Origin of the sequence: Streptomyces sp. NPDC058663 (assembly GCF_042716745.1) — a bacterium.
Taxonomy (GTDB): Bacteria; Actinomycetota; Actinomycetes; order Streptomycetales; family Streptomycetaceae; genus Streptomyces.
The window spans coordinates 17,669-33,729 of the sequence record NZ_JBHXRV010000072.1; the positions used below are offsets into that span (position 1 = coordinate 17,669).

At 71.4% G+C, this 16,061-nt stretch carries 13 protein-coding genes; 2 read left to right on the forward strand and 11 right to left on the reverse strand.

The window, feature by feature from the left end:
- Positions 1–4: 4 nt before the first annotated feature.
- Positions 5–730, forward strand: a complete 726-nt coding sequence (locus tag ACFWVV_RS34995) for a hypothetical protein (RefSeq protein WP_384349391.1) — start codon at positions 5–7, stop codon at positions 728–730.
- On the opposite strand, the gene ACFWVV_RS35000 is transcribed toward ACFWVV_RS34995, so the two are convergent.
- From ACFWVV_RS35000 to ACFWVV_RS35050, 11 genes are all read right to left on the reverse strand, one after another.
- On the reverse strand, positions 634–1,662 hold the full coding sequence (locus ACFWVV_RS35000) for an ADP-ribosylglycohydrolase family protein (protein ID WP_384349394.1): 1,029 nt from the start codon (positions 1,660–1,662) through the stop codon (positions 634–636). The two genes, ACFWVV_RS34995 and ACFWVV_RS35000, sit on opposite strands and share 97 nt — an antisense overlap.
- Positions 1,659–2,501 (reverse strand): NUDIX domain-containing protein, encoded by an 843-nt coding sequence (locus tag ACFWVV_RS35005; protein ID WP_384349397.1) that lies wholly within the window; start codon positions 2,499–2,501, stop codon positions 1,659–1,661. The genes ACFWVV_RS35000 and ACFWVV_RS35005 overlap by 4 nt, the downstream gene beginning before the upstream one ends.
- Positions 2,502–2,663: 162 nt before the next feature.
- On the reverse strand, positions 2,664–4,010 hold the full coding sequence (locus ACFWVV_RS35010; protein ID WP_384349400.1) for a pseudouridine synthase: 1,347 nt from the start codon (positions 4,008–4,010) through the stop codon (positions 2,664–2,666).
- A complete protein-coding gene (gene scpB / locus ACFWVV_RS35015; RefSeq protein ID WP_384349473.1) occupies positions 4,010–4,633 on the reverse strand; it encodes an SMC-Scp complex subunit ScpB in 624 nt (207 codons plus the stop codon). Before scpB ends, ACFWVV_RS35010 begins: the two co-directional genes overlap by 1 nt.
- 11 nt (positions 4,634–4,644) lie before the next feature.
- Complete coding sequence (locus ACFWVV_RS35020) at positions 4,645–5,622, reverse strand: segregation and condensation protein A (protein ID WP_384349402.1); 978 nt, start codon at positions 5,620–5,622, stop codon at positions 4,645–4,647.
- A gap of 78 nt (positions 5,623–5,700) precedes the next feature.
- The gene (locus ACFWVV_RS35025; protein WP_384349405.1) at positions 5,701–6,300 is read right to left on the reverse strand and encodes a hypothetical protein; all 600 of its coding nucleotides are present in this window, start codon (positions 6,298–6,300) and stop codon (positions 5,701–5,703) included.
- A complete protein-coding gene (locus ACFWVV_RS35030) occupies positions 6,285–7,448 on the reverse strand; it encodes a ParA family protein (RefSeq protein WP_384349408.1) in 1,164 nt (387 codons plus the stop codon). The genes ACFWVV_RS35025 and ACFWVV_RS35030 overlap by 16 nt, the downstream gene beginning before the upstream one ends.
- 340 nt (positions 7,449–7,788) lie before the next feature.
- Positions 7,789–8,904 (reverse strand): alanine dehydrogenase, encoded by a 1,116-nt coding sequence (ald, locus tag ACFWVV_RS35035; RefSeq protein ID WP_384349476.1) that lies wholly within the window; start codon positions 8,902–8,904, stop codon positions 7,789–7,791.
- Between the two features lie 152 nt (positions 8,905–9,056).
- Positions 9,057–11,111, reverse strand: coding sequence for a tetratricopeptide repeat protein (locus ACFWVV_RS35040; protein ID WP_384349411.1), 2,055 nt, complete (start codon positions 11,109–11,111; stop codon positions 9,057–9,059).
- Positions 11,112–11,324: 213 nt separating this feature from the next.
- The gene (locus ACFWVV_RS35045; RefSeq protein WP_384349414.1) at positions 11,325–11,945 is read right to left on the reverse strand and encodes an NUDIX domain-containing protein; all 621 of its coding nucleotides are present in this window, start codon (positions 11,943–11,945) and stop codon (positions 11,325–11,327) included.
- Positions 11,946–12,036: 91 nt separating this feature from the next.
- Positions 12,037–13,686 (reverse strand): CTP synthase, encoded by a 1,650-nt coding sequence (locus ACFWVV_RS35050; protein WP_384349417.1) that lies wholly within the window; start codon positions 13,684–13,686, stop codon positions 12,037–12,039.
- Positions 13,687–14,211: 525 nt separating this feature from the next.
- Between ACFWVV_RS35050 and ACFWVV_RS35055 the strand changes: the two genes are divergently transcribed.
- Complete coding sequence (locus ACFWVV_RS35055) at positions 14,212–16,014, forward strand: glycoside hydrolase family 15 protein (protein ID WP_384349420.1); 1,803 nt, start codon at positions 14,212–14,214, stop codon at positions 16,012–16,014.
- Positions 16,015–16,061: the final 47 nt, after the last annotated feature.

The window sequence follows — 16,061 nt, forward strand, 5'->3', positions numbered from 1 at the left end:
GAACATGAGGAGTTACCACGTACTCCCCGGCGCCCTCCTGGTATTGGCACTCACCGCGGGAGCCTGCTCGCCCCGCGCTCCAAGCGACTCGTCCGCCGGGCAGGACATCTGCGCCTCACTCATGGGAGCGGGCAACCTGGCATCCGTGAGCGGTTCGATGGCCAGCAAGGATGTCGAATATGCCAGCACCGGCATCCCATTGCAGAACCTGCTCGCTGACCTGCCGGCCGAGGGGCGCACGTGGCGCCCGGGGGACGATTACTACGCCCGCGAGTCCGCACCCTGCGTCTTCGGCCCAGCTGACTCCCGGCAGTCCCTCACCGTGGAAGTGGGCTGGTTCGGTGCCCCCTTCCGGTCGCTGCAGAGCGACTGGCACCGGGCCGGCGGCGACGTCCTCTCCGGCTGGTGGCTGCACGAGGACGACTCCCGTTACGCGTTCCCCTGCAAGATCAGCGGCTCCCACGCCGGTCAACAGGAGCAGATCCCGCTCTCGGTCCGCCTCCATGCCAAGAACCTCGACGGCTTCACGCCCGAACTGCGCAGCCGGGTCGCGGCAGCCGTCGCCCGTACCATGGCCACCCGGCTCCACTGCGTGAACAAGCCCACCATCCCGGCCCGCCTGACCACCCCTGCCTACCGCCCGTCCCACCCCTCCCCCAGCCCCACCAGCTCCCCCCGGTACTCCACCCGCTCGACCCACTCCCCCGGCCAGGCACCCGCCCCCGCGTAGGCGCCCGCGAAGGCCCCCGTCAGGCAGGCGATGGAGTCGGAGTCGCCCTGGGTGCAGGCGGCCCGCCTCAGTGCCGTCACCGGGTCCTGCGGGAACATCAGGAAGCACAACAGCGCCGTGGCCAGCGCCTCCTCCGCGATCCAGCCGTCGCCCGTCAGCAGGCACGGGTCCGTCTCCGGTGACAGCGACGGGTCGCGCAGCGCCTTCTCCAGCCCCTCCAGCACGCCCAGGCACTCGTCCCAGCCCCGCTCGATGAAGTGTTTCGGCGTCGGGTCCTGGGAGTACGTCCACAGGTCGCCCAGCCACTCCTCCCGGTAGACGCTCCGGCTCTCCAGCGCGTATGACCGCAACTGCCCGACCAGGCCGGTCGGTTCGGTGCCCTGGGCGAGCAGATGGACCGCCCGCGCCGTCAGGTCGCTCGCCGCCAGTCCTGTCGGGTGCCCGTGCGTCAGGGCTGCCTGCAACTGTGCCGCCCCCGCCCGCTCCCCCTCGCTCAGCCCCGGCACCAGGCCCACCGGCGCCACCCGCATGTTCGCGCCGCAGCCCTTGGAGTCGATCTGTGCGGCCTTCTGCCACGGCAGGTCGCTGTCGAGGAGCCGGCACGCGATCAGACACGTCCGCCCGGGCGCCCTGTTGTTCTCCGGCGAGTGGTACCAGTCCACGAACTCCTCGCGCACCGGCCGCTCCATCCGCCGCGGCCCCAGCGCCCCTCGCCCCAGAGCGGTCCGCAGCCCCCGGCCCAGGGCCAGCGTCATCTGCGTGTCGTCCGAGACGAACGCCTTGGCCGGCAGCTCCATTTCCCGCCAGGGCCCGCACTTGGCGAGGATCGACGGCACGTCGTTGAACTCGGTCGGAAAGCCGAGCGCGTCCCCGAGGGCGAGCCCCAGCAGGGATCCGGTGGCAGCCTGCTTGGCCGCGGCGGCAGAAGTCATGAGCGAGGTCCCTCCATGGACACATCAGCATGCGGAGCAACGTTCGGAGCAACTTTCGGAGCGGCATTCGGAGCGGCATTCGGAGCAACTTTCGGAGCGGCATTCGCCTCAGCAGTCGGCCGCAGCAACGGCGGATGCAGGGCACTGGCCGCCCCCGCCCGGTAGAGCGCCGCCGGCTTCCCCCGCCCCCCGGTACGCCGCGGCGCCCCGCCCACCGGTTCCACGAATCCCGTCGCAGCCAGCACCTTCCGCCGGAAGTTGGGGCGGTCCAGCGGCACCCCCCACACGGTCTCGTACACCTGCTGCAGCTCGCCGAGCGTGAATTCCGGTGGGCAGAAGGCCATCGCGAGCGCCGTGTACTCCAGCTTGTCGCCGATCCGCCGCCGCGCGTCGGCCAGGATCCGCCCGTGGTCGAAGGCGAGCGAAGGCTCCGACTCCCCGCCCACCGGCACCCATTGGGCCTCCGCCGCGTCCCCGCCCCCGCGCGGCTCCGGCAGATCGGGTACGAGAGCGGTGAACGCCACCGACACCACCCGCATCCGCGGATCCCGGTCCGGATCGCTGTAGGTGCGCAGCTGCTCGAGATACAGCCCGGACGCCACCGGCTCCGAAAGGCCGGTCTCCTCGGCCAGCTCGCGCAGCGCGGCCTCCTCCGCCGACTCCCTCGGCAGTACGAAACCGCCGGGCAGCGCCCACTCCCCCGCGTAGGGGGCCTGTCCGCGCCGTACCAGCAGCACGTGCAGCCGCGCCCCGCGCACCGTGAACACCGCCAGGTCGACGGTGACCGCGAACGGCTCGAAAGCCCCCGGGTCGTAGTTCCCGGTCCCGTCGTCCGCCATGCCGCCCCCCCTTCAGGCCGTAATAGTCAGTCTGACTATAAAGCCAGGAGCGGGCCTCGGCAAGAGGCGGCGGGACGGCAAAAAGCCCGCGGCCGGTGCCTGCCTGAGCAGGAACCGGCCGCGGGCACGGCCCCGGAGGGCCGGACGTACGGGGGGGGCGGCCTACAGGCCGACCTCCTTCATCAGCATGCCGACCTCGGTGTTGGTGAGGCGGCGCAGCCAGCCGGACTTCTGGTCGCCCAGCGCGATCGGCCCGAAGGACGTGCGGACCAGACGCTCGACCGGGAAGCCGGCCTCGGCCAGCATGCGGCGGACGATGTGCTTGCGGCCCTCGTGGAGGGTCACCTCGACCAGGTAGTTCTTGCCGGTGTTCTCCACGACCCGGAAGTGGTCGGCACGCGCGTAGCCGTCCTCCAGCTCGATGCCGTCCTTGAGTCGCTTGCCCAGGTCGCGCGGCAGCGGCCCCTGGATGGCGGCGAGGTAGGTCTTCTTCACCCCGTACTTGGGGTGGGTCAGCCGGTGGGACAGCTCGCCGTGGTTGGTGAGCAGGATGATGCCCTCGGTCTCGGTGTCGAGCCGGCCGACGTGGAAGAGCCGCGTCTCGCGGTTGTTCACGTAGTCGTTGAGGTTCTGGCGGCCGTCCGGGTCGCCCATGGTGGCGACGACACCGGCCGGCTTGTTCAGCGCGAAGAACAGGTGGGACTGGGCGGCGACGGTCAGGCCGTCGACCTTGATCTCGTCCTTGTGCGGGTCGACCCGCATGCCCTGCTCGACCACGATCTGACCGTTGACCTCGACGCGGGACTGCTCGATGAGCTCCTCGCAGGCACGCCGCGAGCCCATGCCGGCCCGGGCGAGGATCTTCTGCAGGCGCTCGCCCTCCTGCTCGGCGCCCGGGAAGGTCTTCTCGATCTTGAGGTCGGGCTTGCCCGCGTAGCGGTCCCTGTTGCGCTGCTCGATCTTGGCGTCGAGCTCGCGCGGGCGGGAGGCGCCGGCGTTGTAGTTGCCGCGACGGCCCGGCTTCTGCGGGGTCTTCGGGGCCTTGGGGCCGCCCTTCGCGCCGCCGCGAGCGGAGTCGCCGCGGCCGCTGCGCGGGCCCTCGTGGGTGGCGGAGGGGCCTACGTCGTAGCGCCGCTCCTCGGGACGGGGCCGCTTCGGCCGCTGCTCACGGTCGTCGTCACGGGAGTCACGGGAGTCACGTCCGCCGCCGAAGCCGCCCTCGCGACCGCCACCGGACGTGCCCCGGCCACCGCCGAAGCCCTGGCCGGCGCCCGAACCACCGCGACCGCCGCCGAAGCCCTGGCCACCGCCCGAGCCGCCGCGACCGCCGCCGGAGGCACCGCGGCCACCGCCGGCACCGCCCCGGCCGCCGCCCGCGGAGCCCGAGCCGGAGCCCGCGCCCCGGCCGCCGGCCGCGCCGCGCCCGCCACCAGCGGGGCCGCGTCCGTTACCCGCACCCCGCTGGTTCCGGTCGTTGCTGCCGCTGCTGTTCCTGTCGTTGCTTCGCATCAAAAATCCGTCTTGTCGTCGTCTGCTGCATGAGTGCCCGGGGCGTACGGTGCGTCCGGATCGAACGACGGCACACCCTCCAGCGTCTCAGCCTCGATCGCATCTGCCTCGGGGAGGAAGGGCGCGAGTTCCGGGAGCTCGTCCAGGCCCCGCAGGCCCATCCGCTCCAGAAAGTAGTTCGTCGTCCTGTACAGGATCGCACCTGTTTCGGGTTCCGTGCCCGCCTCCCCGACCAGACCCCGCTGGAGGAGGGTCCGCATGACGCCGTCACAGTTCACTCCCCGTACGGCCGAGACCCTCGACCGGGACACCGGCTGGCGGTACGCGACGACCGCCAGGGTCTCCAGGGCCGCCTGGGTGAGCCGCGACTGCTGCCCGTCCAGTACGAAGGCCTCGACCGCCTGCGCGTACCGGGCGCGCGAGTAGAACCGCCAGCCGCCCGCCACCAGCCGCAGCTCGAAGCCGCGCCCCTGCACGGTGTACTCGTCGGCCAGCTCCCGCAGCGCGTCCGTGACGTCCCGCTCGGTACGCTCCAGCACCTTGCCGAGGTGCGCGGCGCTCGCCGGCTCGTCCACCACCATCAGCACGGCCTCCAGGGCGCCTCTGAGGTCGTCCGCCGGCATGTCCCGCTCGCTCACTCCGTCTCCTCCACCACCAGATCGAATTCCCCTGTCACCACCGGATCACCGGCCTCTCCACCGGTCCAGGTCACCGTGAGATCGCCCAGCGCCTGCTCCTGGTCGAGTGCGACGGCCTTCTCCCGGTAGAGCTCCAGCAGCGCCAGGAAGCGGGCCACCACCGTCAGGGTGTCGGGTGCGTCCGCCACCAGTTCCTGGAAACCGGCGGCCCCCCGCTCGCGCAGCATCGCCACGACCACCCCCGCCTGCTCCTGCACGGACACCAGCGGCGCGTGGATGTGGTCGACGTACACCTCGGGCTTCACCCTCGGCCGCATGGCCTTCGCGGCCAGCGCGGCGAAGGCGTCGGCGCCGATGCTGATGACCACTTCCGGCAGCAGCTCGGCGAGCCGGTCCTCCAGGCCGACGGTCCGCGGGAACCTCCGGCCCTCCGTGTCCCACCGCTCCTCGAAGATCCCGGCGATCCTCTTGTACGCCCGGTACTGCAGCAGCCGCGCGAACAGCAGGTCCCGCGCCTCCAGCAGCGCCAGATCGGCCTCGTCCTCGACCTCCGCGGCGGGCAGCAGCCGGGCCGCCTTCAGGTCGAGCAGCGTCGCGGCGACCACCAGGAACTCGGTCATCTGGTCGAGGTCCCAGTCGGCCCCCATGGCCCGGATGTGCGCCATGAACTCGTCGGTGACCCTGGACAGCGCCACCTCGGTGACGTCCAGCTTGTGCTTGGAGATCAGCTGCAGCAGCAGATCGAAGGGTCCCTCGAAATTGACCAGCCGCACGGTGAACCGCCCGTCCGCCGCCGGCGCAGAGGCGGAAAGGGGCGGGCCCACGGCCGCAGGGGGCACGTGAGGGGCCGGCGCAGCGGGCACGTCGGGGGCTGCCGCAGGGGGCGGCCCGGGCGCCGGAAAGGCCTCCGCCCCCGGCCCGCGCCCCAGGGGGCGGCGGCGCTGGGGGCGGCCGGACGGTTCGTCGGACGGCATGGACTGCATCGTTACGGGTCCTGAGTGCGGGCGGCGGACAAACGGTGGGGGCAGGCCGCGAGGCTACCCCCGCACCGCTCAGCGCCCGCGCAGGCGCCGTACCAGAATGCTCGCGTCGCCCCGGGACTCCAGGTCCGCGAGGACGACGGCGACCGCTTCGCGGACTATCCGCCCGCGGTCCACGGCGAGGCCGTGCTCGCCGCGCAGCACGAGGCGGGCGTGCTCCAGATCCATGAGCTCCTCGGCGGAGACATAGACGGTGATCTTTTCGTCGTGCCGCTCACGGCCGCTGGGCCGCCGGTTGGCGCCGCGTCCGCCCCTGCGCCGGGGCTGGCCGCCCGGGGCGGGCTGTGCGCCGCCACGGGCCGCTCCAGGGGCTTCCTGCGTCCGGTTGGCGGCTGCCTGGGCGGCGGCGGTGGCGGAACCGGCCTGGGCCGGTGCGGCCCCTTCTGCTCCCCGGGTCCGCTGCTGTCCGCCGGCATCGGCCGCGGCGCCGTGCTCGGCGCCCGCGCTGTCCGCCTCGGCACCCGCGCCGCCGTCCGGCACGGGCTCCCCGGCGGGGGCCGGCACCCGGGCCTCGCCGTTGGTGCCGGACCTCCGGGCCGAGGACTGCAGGCCCATCCCGCCGGTCGTACGGAACAGCTCGTCGGCCCCCGGGAGACTCACTCGGCGTGACACCGGGCGAGCACCTCCCTGGCGAGCTGACGGTAGGCGGCGGCGCCGACGGAGTTCGATGCGTACGTGGTGATGGGCTCACCGGCGACCGTGGTCTCCGGGAAGCGCACCGTACGGCCGATGACCGTGTGGTACACGTGGTCGTCGAACGCCTCGACCACGCGCGCGAGGACCTCGCGGCTGTGCACCGTGCGCGAGTCGTACATCGTCGCGAGGATGCCGTCGAGCTCCAGGTCGGGGTTGAGCCGCTCCTGGACCTTCTCGATGGTCTCGGTCAGCAGGGCCACACCGCGCAGCGCGAAGAACTCGCACTCCAGCGGCACGATCACCTTGTGCGCGGCCGTCAGGGCGTTCACCGTGAGCAGGCCGAGCGAGGGCTGGCAGTCGATCACCATGTAGTCGTAGTCGTTCATCAGCGGCTTGAGCGCCCGCTGAAGAGTCGACTCGCGCGCGACCTCGCTGACCAGCTGCACTTCCGCTGCCGACAGGTCGATGTTGCTGGGCAGCAGGTCCATGTTCGGAACGGCCGTCTTCAGCAGCACCTCGTCGGCCGACATGCCCCGCTCCATGAGCAGGTTGTAGACCGTGAGGTCGAGCTCCATCGGGTTCACCCCGAGGCCGACCGACAGGGCGCCCTGCGGGTCGAAGTCGACGAGCAGGACGCGGCGTCCGTACTCGGCGAGCGCGGCACCCAGGTTGATGGTCGAGGTCGTCTTGCCGACCCCGCCCTTCTGGTTGCACATCGCGATGATCTTGGCCGGGCCGTGATCGGTCAGCGGTCCGGGGATCGGGAAGTACGGCAGCGGCCGTCCGGTCGGGCCGATCCGCTCGCGGCGCTGGCGGGCAGCGTCGGGGGCGAGGGTGGCCGCGTACTCGGGGTCGGGCTCGTACTCGGCGTCGGGATCGTAGAAGTGCCCCTGGGGCACCTCGTCGAAGTCGGCGAAGCCGGTGGTGGACTTATCGCCACTCTGGTCGCCGGCCATGGCGTTCACGTGTAGGCCGTCCATGCTCTGGTGGGATGTCGTCATGTGCTGATGGGTGGCGAAGGTGCGGACCGCTACCGAGCCGACAGCTTCGAGCCCTGTAGGGCTCTGGCCCTGCGCAGGCGTTCCCGGTTGACCACCCCCGGGAGTAAATGTCGACTCATTCACAAGTCGTCTTACCTCCTTGGGACGTGACCAGGAAACATATCGATAGGTCAGCGTGGCACCATGCCGACGGTCGCCGACTCTATGGCGTGTCACCGCTCCGCAGCAACACAATCCACCGGACCCGGGTCGATGTGTCGGTAACGCGACCCCTCTCTGTCAAGGGTGCGCGGGGGTGTACGCGAAGCACGCGAGCCGGATTTCACAGCTGGACAAAACGGTTCAAGGGTTGTTTTCGCGACGAGTTGAGCGAGTGTCGCAAAGCACCCGGACGCACGGCCGGCCGGACCTCGCTGGGCAAGGTCCGGCCGGGCACGTGATGTTGACGACGTCTGTTGACGCCTCAGCCGAGGAGCGTGCTCAGCTCGGTGTGCGGGAGCGCGTGCGCCTCGGCCACCTCGCGGTAAACGACCTGGCCGTCATGGGTGTTGAGTCCCTTGGCGAGCGCGGCGTCGCGGCGCAGCGCCTCGACCCAGCCGCGGTTCGCCAGCTCGACGATGTACGGCAGCGTGGCGTTGGTCAGCGCGTAGGTCGAGGTGCTCGGGACGGCGCCCGGCATGTTGGCCACGCAGTAGAAGACCGAGTCGTGGACGTTGAACGTCGGCTCGGCGTGCGTGGTCGGGTGCGAGTCCTCGAAACAGCCACCCTGATCAATTGCAATGTCGACAAGTACACTTCCGGGCTTCATCTTGGCGACGAGCTCGTTGGTGACCAGCTTCGGGGCCTTGGCGCCCGGGATCAGTACGGCGCCGATGACGAGGTCGGCCTCGACGACGGCCTTCTCCAGCTCGAAGGCGTTGGAGACGATCGTCTGCACCTTGGTGCCGAAGATCTTGTCGGCCTCGCGCAGCTTGTTGATGTCGCGGTCGAGCAGGGTCACGTGGAAGCCCATGCCCACGGCGATCTGGGTGGCGTTCCAGCCGGAGACGCCACCGCCGATGACGACGGCGCGGCCGGCCGCCGTGCCGGGGACGCCACCGGGGAGCACGCCGCGGCCGCCGACCTGGCGCATCAGGTGGTACGCGCCGACCTGCGGGGCGATGCGGCCCGCGACCTCGGACATGGGGGCGAGCAGCGGCAGCGCGCGGTTCGCGGTCTCCACCGTCTCGTACGCGATGGCGGTGGTGCCGGACTCCAGCAGGGCGTCCGTGCACTCGCGGGAAGCGGCGAGGTGCAGGTACGTGAAGAGCGTCTGGTCCTTGCGCAGGCGGTGGTACTCCTCCGCGATCGGCTCCTTGACCTTCAGCAGCAAGTCGGCCGTGGCCCAGACCTCGTCGGCGGTGTCCAGGATGCGGGCGCCGGCCGAGACGTACTCGCTGTCCGTGATCGAGGAGCCGAGGCCGGCGTCCTTCTCGATGACGACCTGGTGGCCGTGGCGCACGAGCTCGTGCACACCGGCCGGGGTGATGGCCACGCGGAACTCGTTGTTCTTGACCTCGCGGGGGATGCCGACCTTCACGTCGATCACGGTCCTTGCATTCGGGGGATGAAACGGGGCAATGCCTTGCATACCCGGGCATGGAAGGCACGCCTGGGGGACACCGCGGATCCATGCGGCAAAGCCAGTCTAATGAAGGATTTCCAGCTGTCTAGCCTTACAAAGCATCAACCTCACGCAGATGTGCTGCGGATTTCGTAGGCTGGAACCTCTTCTTCCATTAGTCTCTCCGCCGCGCCCCTGTGCAGCCGGGCCGCCGTCGGGTCCCCGAGCCGGTCGAGAGTGTCGGCCAGGCGCAGCCGCAGCGCCGCCTGAAGCCGCACCTCACCGGCCTGCCGGGCCCACTCGATGGCCTCCTGACAGGTACGCAGCGAATCCTCGGGGTGTCCCGCGTACTCCTGGACCCGGGCCATCTCGCTCAACGCCCTTGCGTGGCCCGGGAGATCGCCGAGCCGCCGCAGCCCCGCGGCGGCGGCCCGCCAGTCCCGCAGCGCCTCCCCGTACCGGCCCGCGTAGGTGTGCACCGCGCCGAGCCGCCCGTACAGCCGCGCCCCGTCCTCGTCCTCGCCGCGGGCGAGCCGCTGGGCGAGCGCCCTGCCGTACCAGTCACAGGCCCGGGGATAGTCCCCCATCTCCTGGTACGTACCGCCTACGGATTCCATCGCGCGGGCGGTGGCGTACGGATCCTGGGCCGCCCGCCCGGCGTCCAGGGCCGCCCGGTAGCGGGCCAGCGCCTCCTGGGTGCGGCCGGTCCCGGCGTCCAGGTCCGCGAGGTTGAGCAGGGCGGCGGCCTTCTCCCGGTGCAGGTCCCGCCGTTCCGCCACGTCCAGCACGAGCCGGTGCAGGGCGTACAGCTCGGGCGCTGCCTCCTCGGCGCCCCGGTGCGCGGCCAGCGCACGCACCAGGGCGGCGACCAGCCGGCGGGCCAGGGTGTCGAGTTCGCCGTCCGCGACCGCGGCGCGGGCCGCCGCCAGCAGGGCCGGCTGCCTGGCCCGCAGCCAGGCCGCGGCGGCCTGGGCGTTCGCGAAGCGCAGCGCGCGCGGCAGTCCGGCCAGCTTCCTGCGGGCCGGCGAGCCGTCCGGTTCGGTGACGGCCCAGCACGACTGGAGCTGCCGTACGGTCCGCTCCAGCATCCGGGCCCGCGCCAACTGCCGCTCAGCAGGCCTGTCCTGAGCCTCCGTCAAGGCGCGGAGCAGAGGTGCGATGCACCCCGGCACCTGGTACTGGTCGCCCGCCGGGTGCAGCAGACCCTGCACCGCGAAGTCGTCCAGCGCGCTCTGCGCCGCAGAGACCGAGCAGCCGGCCAGTGCGGAGGCGGTGTGCGCGTCGGCGAGGCCTGCGGGGGCGAGCGCCAGCAGTCGCAGTATCCGGGCGGTGGGCTGCGACAGCGACCCGTACACCAGGCGCAGCACCCTGGCCAGCGGACCCGCGCCCGTCCCCTGGCCGGGGTCCTCGGGCAGCTCGCGCAGGTGTTTGGTGACATCCGCCACGGAGGACCTGGGCCGGCCCGCGAGCCAGCCGCCGACCAGGACGAGGGCCGCGGGCTGGCCGCCGCACTCCTCGACGAGCGTGTCCGCGGCGGTCGGGTCCACAGTGATGCGGACCTTGCCGGTGAGGTGCGCGAGAAGGGCGACCGCCGAAGCGGTGTCCAGGCCGCCCAGGGTGCACGGCCGTACGTCGACGATGCCGGTGAGCGGGCCCTGGGAGGTGGCCACCACGAGGCAGTCCGGGTTGTCGGGCAGCAGTGGGTCGACCTGGGCGGCGTCGGCCGCGTCGTCCAGGACCAGCAGCACCCGGCGCACCGCGAGCGCCTCGCGGACCATCTCCGCGAGGGTGTCCGCGTCGGCTCCCGGGGGGCCGGCGATGCCGAGTTCGCCGAGCAGTTCCCGGGCGGTCTCCTCGGTGGGCACGCGCGCGCCGCCCGGCGCGGTCAGCCGCGCCCGCAGCGCGCCGTCCGGGTAGTCCGCGGCGACGGAGCGTGCCAGTTCCTCGGCGAGGGAGGTGCGTCCGGATCCGGGGCGTCCTGCGATCAGCAGCACCCGCGCCCGGGGCACCTTGCGGCCGGTGAGGGTGTCGAGTCCGGTGCGCGCGATGTCGGTGCGCAGCTCCTTCAACTCCCGCTGCCTGCCGAAGAATTCGCTGGTGGGCCAGTCATGTGCCGAGCCCGCCGCGGGGGCGTCCGCAGGGACCGCCGCCGCGCCGCTGATGTCCACCGCCTGATCCGTCACGGGCCACGCTCCCGTCCGCCTGAGCACCGGTCCCCGTCGCGAGTGCGGCCGGGGATTCGAGCCTAGTTCACGCTCTGCGACGGAAGGCGGGGAGCGCGGCGGGCAGGTCCCCCGATCGGATCAGCAGATTTTACGACCGGAGGACCGTGGGGTGGGCGGAGCCACGGGGGGCTCAGGAACAGGGGGACGGACTCAGGAACAGCAGGGCAAGGCTCAGAACGGCCGGGCGGGCCACGGCGCCTCGGCCGGGCGCAGCGCGTCCGCTCCCTCGCCCGCGAGCACCGCGCTCAGCGCGAGCACCCCGGTCACCAGGCAGTTGTTGTGCAGCTCCCCGGCGAGCACACCGCGCACCAGCTCCGCCAGCGGCACGCGCGCGTGCTCCATGTCGGCCTCCTCGTCGGACACCTCGAAGCGCTCGCCCACCGCTTCCGACAGGTCCCGCGCGAGGAAGATCCGTACCGCTTCGTCGGAGCCGCCGGGCGAGGTGTAGAGGTCGGCAAGCACCCGCCAGTCCCCCGCCTTGATGTGCGCCTCCTCGTACAGCTCGCGCTGGGCGGCGTGCAGCGGGTTCTCGCCGGGTACGTCGAGGAGTCCGGCCGGGATCTCCCAGAGCTTGTGGCGCACCGGGTGGCGGTACTGGCTGAGGACCGCGACCCGGCCCTCCTCGTCGAGCGCGAGGACCGCCACCGAGCCCGGGTGCACCTGGTAGTCGCGGCCCGCGACCGATCCGTCGGGCATCGCCACGCGGTCGCTGCGGACGCTGGTCTTGGCCCCCTCGAACGGGGTCGCCGACTCGGTGACCCGCCACTCCTGGGGGGTGTCCTTGATCGCCACGCGTGTCCTCCTGAGCACAAAAAGAAACCGGGGTGAGGGCCTTGGAAGGCCCTCACCCCGGCAACCGTAACGCCTGTGTCCGCGTGGGCGGCTACTTGCCCTGCTGGCGCTCCACGGCGGCCTTCACCAGGCCCGCGAAGAGCGGGTGCGGGCGGGTCGGGCGCGAGCGCAGCTCGGGGTGCGCCTGGGTGGCGACCAGGTAGGGGTGCACCTCGCGCGGGTACTCGACGTACTCGACGAGCTTGTTGTCCGGGGAGGTGCCGGAGAAGACGAGGCCCGCCTTCTTCTCCAGCTCTGCGCGGTAGGCGTTGTTGACCTCGTAGCGGTGGCGGTGGCGCTCGTCGACGTACTGCTCGTCGCCGTAGACCTCGCGCACGATCGAACCCTCGGCGAGCTTCGCCGGGTAGAGGCCCAGGCGCATGGTGCCGCCCAGGTCGCCCGCGCCTTCGACGTACGCCAGCTGCTCCTCCATGGTGGAGATCACCGGGTGGGCGGTGGCGGCGTCGAACTCGGTGGAGTTGGCGTCCGCGATGCCGGCCAGGTTGCGGGCCGCCTCGACGACGATGCACTGCAGGCCGAGGCAGATGCCGAGCAGCGGCACCTTGTTCTCGCGCGCGTACTGGATGGCGCCGACCTTGCCGTTGACGCCGCGCTCGCCGAAGCCGCCGGGAATCAGGATGGCGTCGCAGTCGCCGAGCTGCTTGCGGGCGCCCTCCTGCGTCTTGCAGTCGTCGGAGGTGACCCACTTGACCTTGACGCGGGCCCGGTTGGCGAATCCGCCGGCCCGCATGGCCTCGGTGATCGAGAGGTAGGCGTCGGGCAGGTCGATGTACTTGCCGACGAGCGCGACGGTGACCTCGTGCTCCGGGTTGTGGACGCGGTCCAGGAGGTCCTCCCAGACGGTCCAGTCCACGTCGCGGAACGGCAGGTCCAGCTTGCGGACGACATAGGCGTCCAGGCCCTCGGTGTGCAGCACCTTGGGGATGTCGTAGATCGACTTGGCGTCCACGCAGGCCACCACGGCGCCCTCGTCGACGTCGCACATCAGCGAGATCTTGCGCTTGATGGCGTCCGGCACCTCGCGGTCGGCGCGCAGCACGATCGCGTCGGGCTGGATGCCGATGCTGCGCAGGGCGGCGACCGAGTGCTGGGTGGGCTTGGTCTTCAGCTCGCCGGAGGGGCCGATGTACGGGAGCAGCGAGATGTGCACGACGAAGACGTTGTCGCGGCCGACCTCGTGGCGGACCTGGCGGACGGTCTCCAGGAACGGCAGCGACTCGATGTCGCCGACCGTGCCGCCGACCTCGGTGATGACGACGTCGACGTCGTCGGTGGCCATGCGGCGGATGCGGTGCTTGATCTCGTTGGTGATGTGCGGGATGACCTGCACGGTGTCACCGAGGTACTCGCCGCGGCGCTCCTTGGCGATGACGGTGTTGTAGACCTGGCCCGTGGTCACGTTCGCGGAGCCGTCGAGGTCGACGTCGAGGAAGCGCTCGTAGTGGCCGATGTCCAGGTCGGTCTCGGCGCCGTCGTTGGTGACGAACACCTCGCCGTGCTGGAAGGGGTTCATCGTGCCGGGGTCGACGTTGAGGTACGGGTCGAGCTTCTGCATGGTGACGCGAAGGCCGCGGGCCTTGAGGAGCGCACCCAGGCTGGAGGCAGTCAGACCCTTGCCGAGGGAAGAGGCGACACCCCCGGTGACGAAGATGTGCTTGGTCGTCGAGGATTTGGTCTGCATGGCCAAGAGGGGGCTCCCGTGGTCGCGAAGTGACGTGCGTTCCGGCGTGCCACCGGCTGATTTCCGGGGGTGCCGTCGCTGCGGTTCGGGGGGATTTGCGCCCACCGCTCCACGGGCTACCAGGGTAACAGTGACTGCGGGAGGCTGCTTCCGGCGTCCGGGGACCCTCTGCTTTCGGACACTCTCCACGACTTCTTCGGGCCAGCCCGGGCGCGTCGGCCCGGTGACCCCTGCTGCGCCGCGCGCCGCACTCCCGCTCCAGTACGGCAATCTGTTCGGTCGGCTTCACCGCACCCGCACTCCGGCGTCACCCGCACCTCACCCGTTCGGCGCACCTGCGTTGCGATGAGCTCACACAGAACAGCGGCCACCGTCGTATCCTTCACGGATACATCGCTGCGAGCCGGCCGGCGAAGGCGCCATCCCCGCCCGCTCCCGGCCCCTGAAGCTCGTCGTCGAAGATCCCCTGACCACAGACGCCCCATCCCACCGGGGTGGCTGTGGCCGTTCGACTGGAGATTGCACGTGGCCGGGCGCATCGAGGACTACGCACTCATCGGAGACATGCAGACAGCGGCGCTGGTCTGCCGGGACGGCTCAGTCGACTGGCTGTGCCTGCCCCGATTCGACTCCCATGCCGTCTTCGCCGGACTCCTCGGTACCGAGGAGCACGGCTTCTGGCGGATCGGACCCTCCTATCCGGAAGGCGAGGAGGCCCCCGCGGCCACCCGCCGCCGTTACGTCGGGGACTCCCTCATCCTGGAACAGGAGTGGGACACCCCTCGTGGCACCGTCCGCGTGACGGATTTCATGCCACCGCGTGACGGCGCCCCCCAGCTCACCCGGATCGTGGAAGGGGTCAGCGGGCGGGTGCCGATGCACTCGGCGTTGCGCATGCGCTTCAGCTACGGGCGGGTGACGCCCTGGGTGCACCGGGTGGACCACCGCACGGTCGCCGTCGCCGGCCCCGACTCGGTGTGGCTGGACACGGACGTGGAGACCCACGGCCAGGACCTCACCACGCACTCCGACTTCACCGTCTCCCCCGGCGAACGGCTCGCTTTCACCATTCAGTGGCAGCCCTCGCACAAGGAGCCGCCGCCGCTGCCGGACCCGGAGGGCGCGCTGGAGCTCACGGCCGACTTCTGGCGGGAGTGGGTGGAGCACTGCACGTACCACGGTCCCTACCGGGAGGCAGTGGTCCGTTCGCTGATCACGCTCAAGGCGCTGACGTACGCGCCGACCGGCGGGATCGTCGCCGCGCCCACCACTTCCCTGCCGGAGGACATCGGCGGTTCCCGCAACTGGGACTACCGCTACACCTGGCTGCGCGATGCCGCCATCACCCTCTCCTCGCTGCTGCGCACCGGTTACCGCGAGGAGGCCCGCGCCTGGCGCGAGTGGCTGCTGCGGGCGGTGGCCGGCGACCCGGAGAACCTCCAGATCATGTACGGGATCGCCGGTGAGCGGGAGCTCGGCGAGGCGGAGCTGGACTGGCTGCCGGGGTACGAGGGGTCCGGCCCGGTCCGGGTCGGCAACGGCGCCGCAGGCCAGCTCCAGCTGGACGTCTACGGCGAGGTCACCGAGGCCCTGCACCTCGCCCACATGACAGGCCTGGCCCGCAACGACTACGCCTCCCTCCTCCAGCTCAAGCTGATCCGCTACCTGGAGGGCCACTGGAACCAGCCCGACGAGGGCATCTGGGAGGTGCGCGGGCCGCGCCGCCACTTCGTCCACTCCAAGGTGATGACCTGGGTGGCCGTCGACCGCACGATCAAGCTGATCGAGTCGGGCGACGCGGACGGCCCGCTGGACCGCTGGCGCGATCTGCGCGACGAGATCCACCGCGACGTCTGCGAGAAGGGCTACGACCCGGAGCGCAACACCTTCACCCAGTCCTACGGCTCCCACGAGCTGGACGCCTCCCTGCTGCTCATCCCGCAGATGGGCTTCCTGCCGCCCGACGACAAGCGCGTCATCGGCACCATCGAGGCCATCCAGCGCGAGCTGTCCACCCCGGACGGCTTCGTCCTGCGCTATCCGACGGCCGGTGACGACGCCGGGGTGGACGGGCTGGAGGGCGACGAGGGGGCGTTCCTGGCCTGCTCGTTCTGGCTGGCCGACGACCTGGCGATGATCGGCCGGGTCGACGAGGCGCGCAAGCTGTTCGAGAAGCTGCTGGGACTGCGCAACGACCTGGGGCTGCTGGCCGAGGAGTGGGACTCGCGCCTGCAGCGCCAGGTCGGGAACTTCCCGCAGGCCTTCAGCCACGTACCGCTGATCGACACGGCCCTGCGGCTGACGGCGAGCGGCGCGTACGGGGGCTGACCCCCGGCGGGAGGGTCCGGGCCCAGCTGTAGGGGCCCGGACCCTCC

What these genes read in the sequence shown, in the direction of transcription:
- ACFWVV_RS34995 (WP_384349391.1), top strand. Translation starts at nt 5, where the DNA reads ATGAGGAGTTACCACGTACTCCCCGGCGCCCTCCTGGTATTGGCACTC.
- ACFWVV_RS35000 (WP_384349394.1), bottom strand. Translation starts at nt 1,662, where the DNA reads ATGACTTCTGCCGCCGCGGCCAAGCAGGCTGCCACCGGATCCCTGCTG.
- ACFWVV_RS35005 (WP_384349397.1), bottom strand. Translation starts at nt 2,501, where the DNA reads ATGGCGGACGACGGGACCGGGAACTACGACCCGGGGGCTTTCGAGCCG.
- ACFWVV_RS35010 (WP_384349400.1), bottom strand. Translation starts at nt 4,010, where the DNA reads ATGCGAAGCAACGACAGGAACAGCAGCGGCAGCAACGACCGGAACCAG.
- scpB (WP_384349473.1), bottom strand. Translation starts at nt 4,633, where the DNA reads ATGCCGGCGGACGACCTCAGAGGCGCCCTGGAGGCCGTGCTGATGGTG.
- ACFWVV_RS35020 (WP_384349402.1), bottom strand. Translation starts at nt 5,622, where the DNA reads ATGCCGTCCGACGAACCGTCCGGCCGCCCCCAGCGCCGCCGCCCCCTG.
- ACFWVV_RS35050 (WP_384349417.1), bottom strand. Translation starts at nt 13,686, where the DNA reads ATGCAGACCAAATCCTCGACGACCAAGCACATCTTCGTCACCGGGGGT.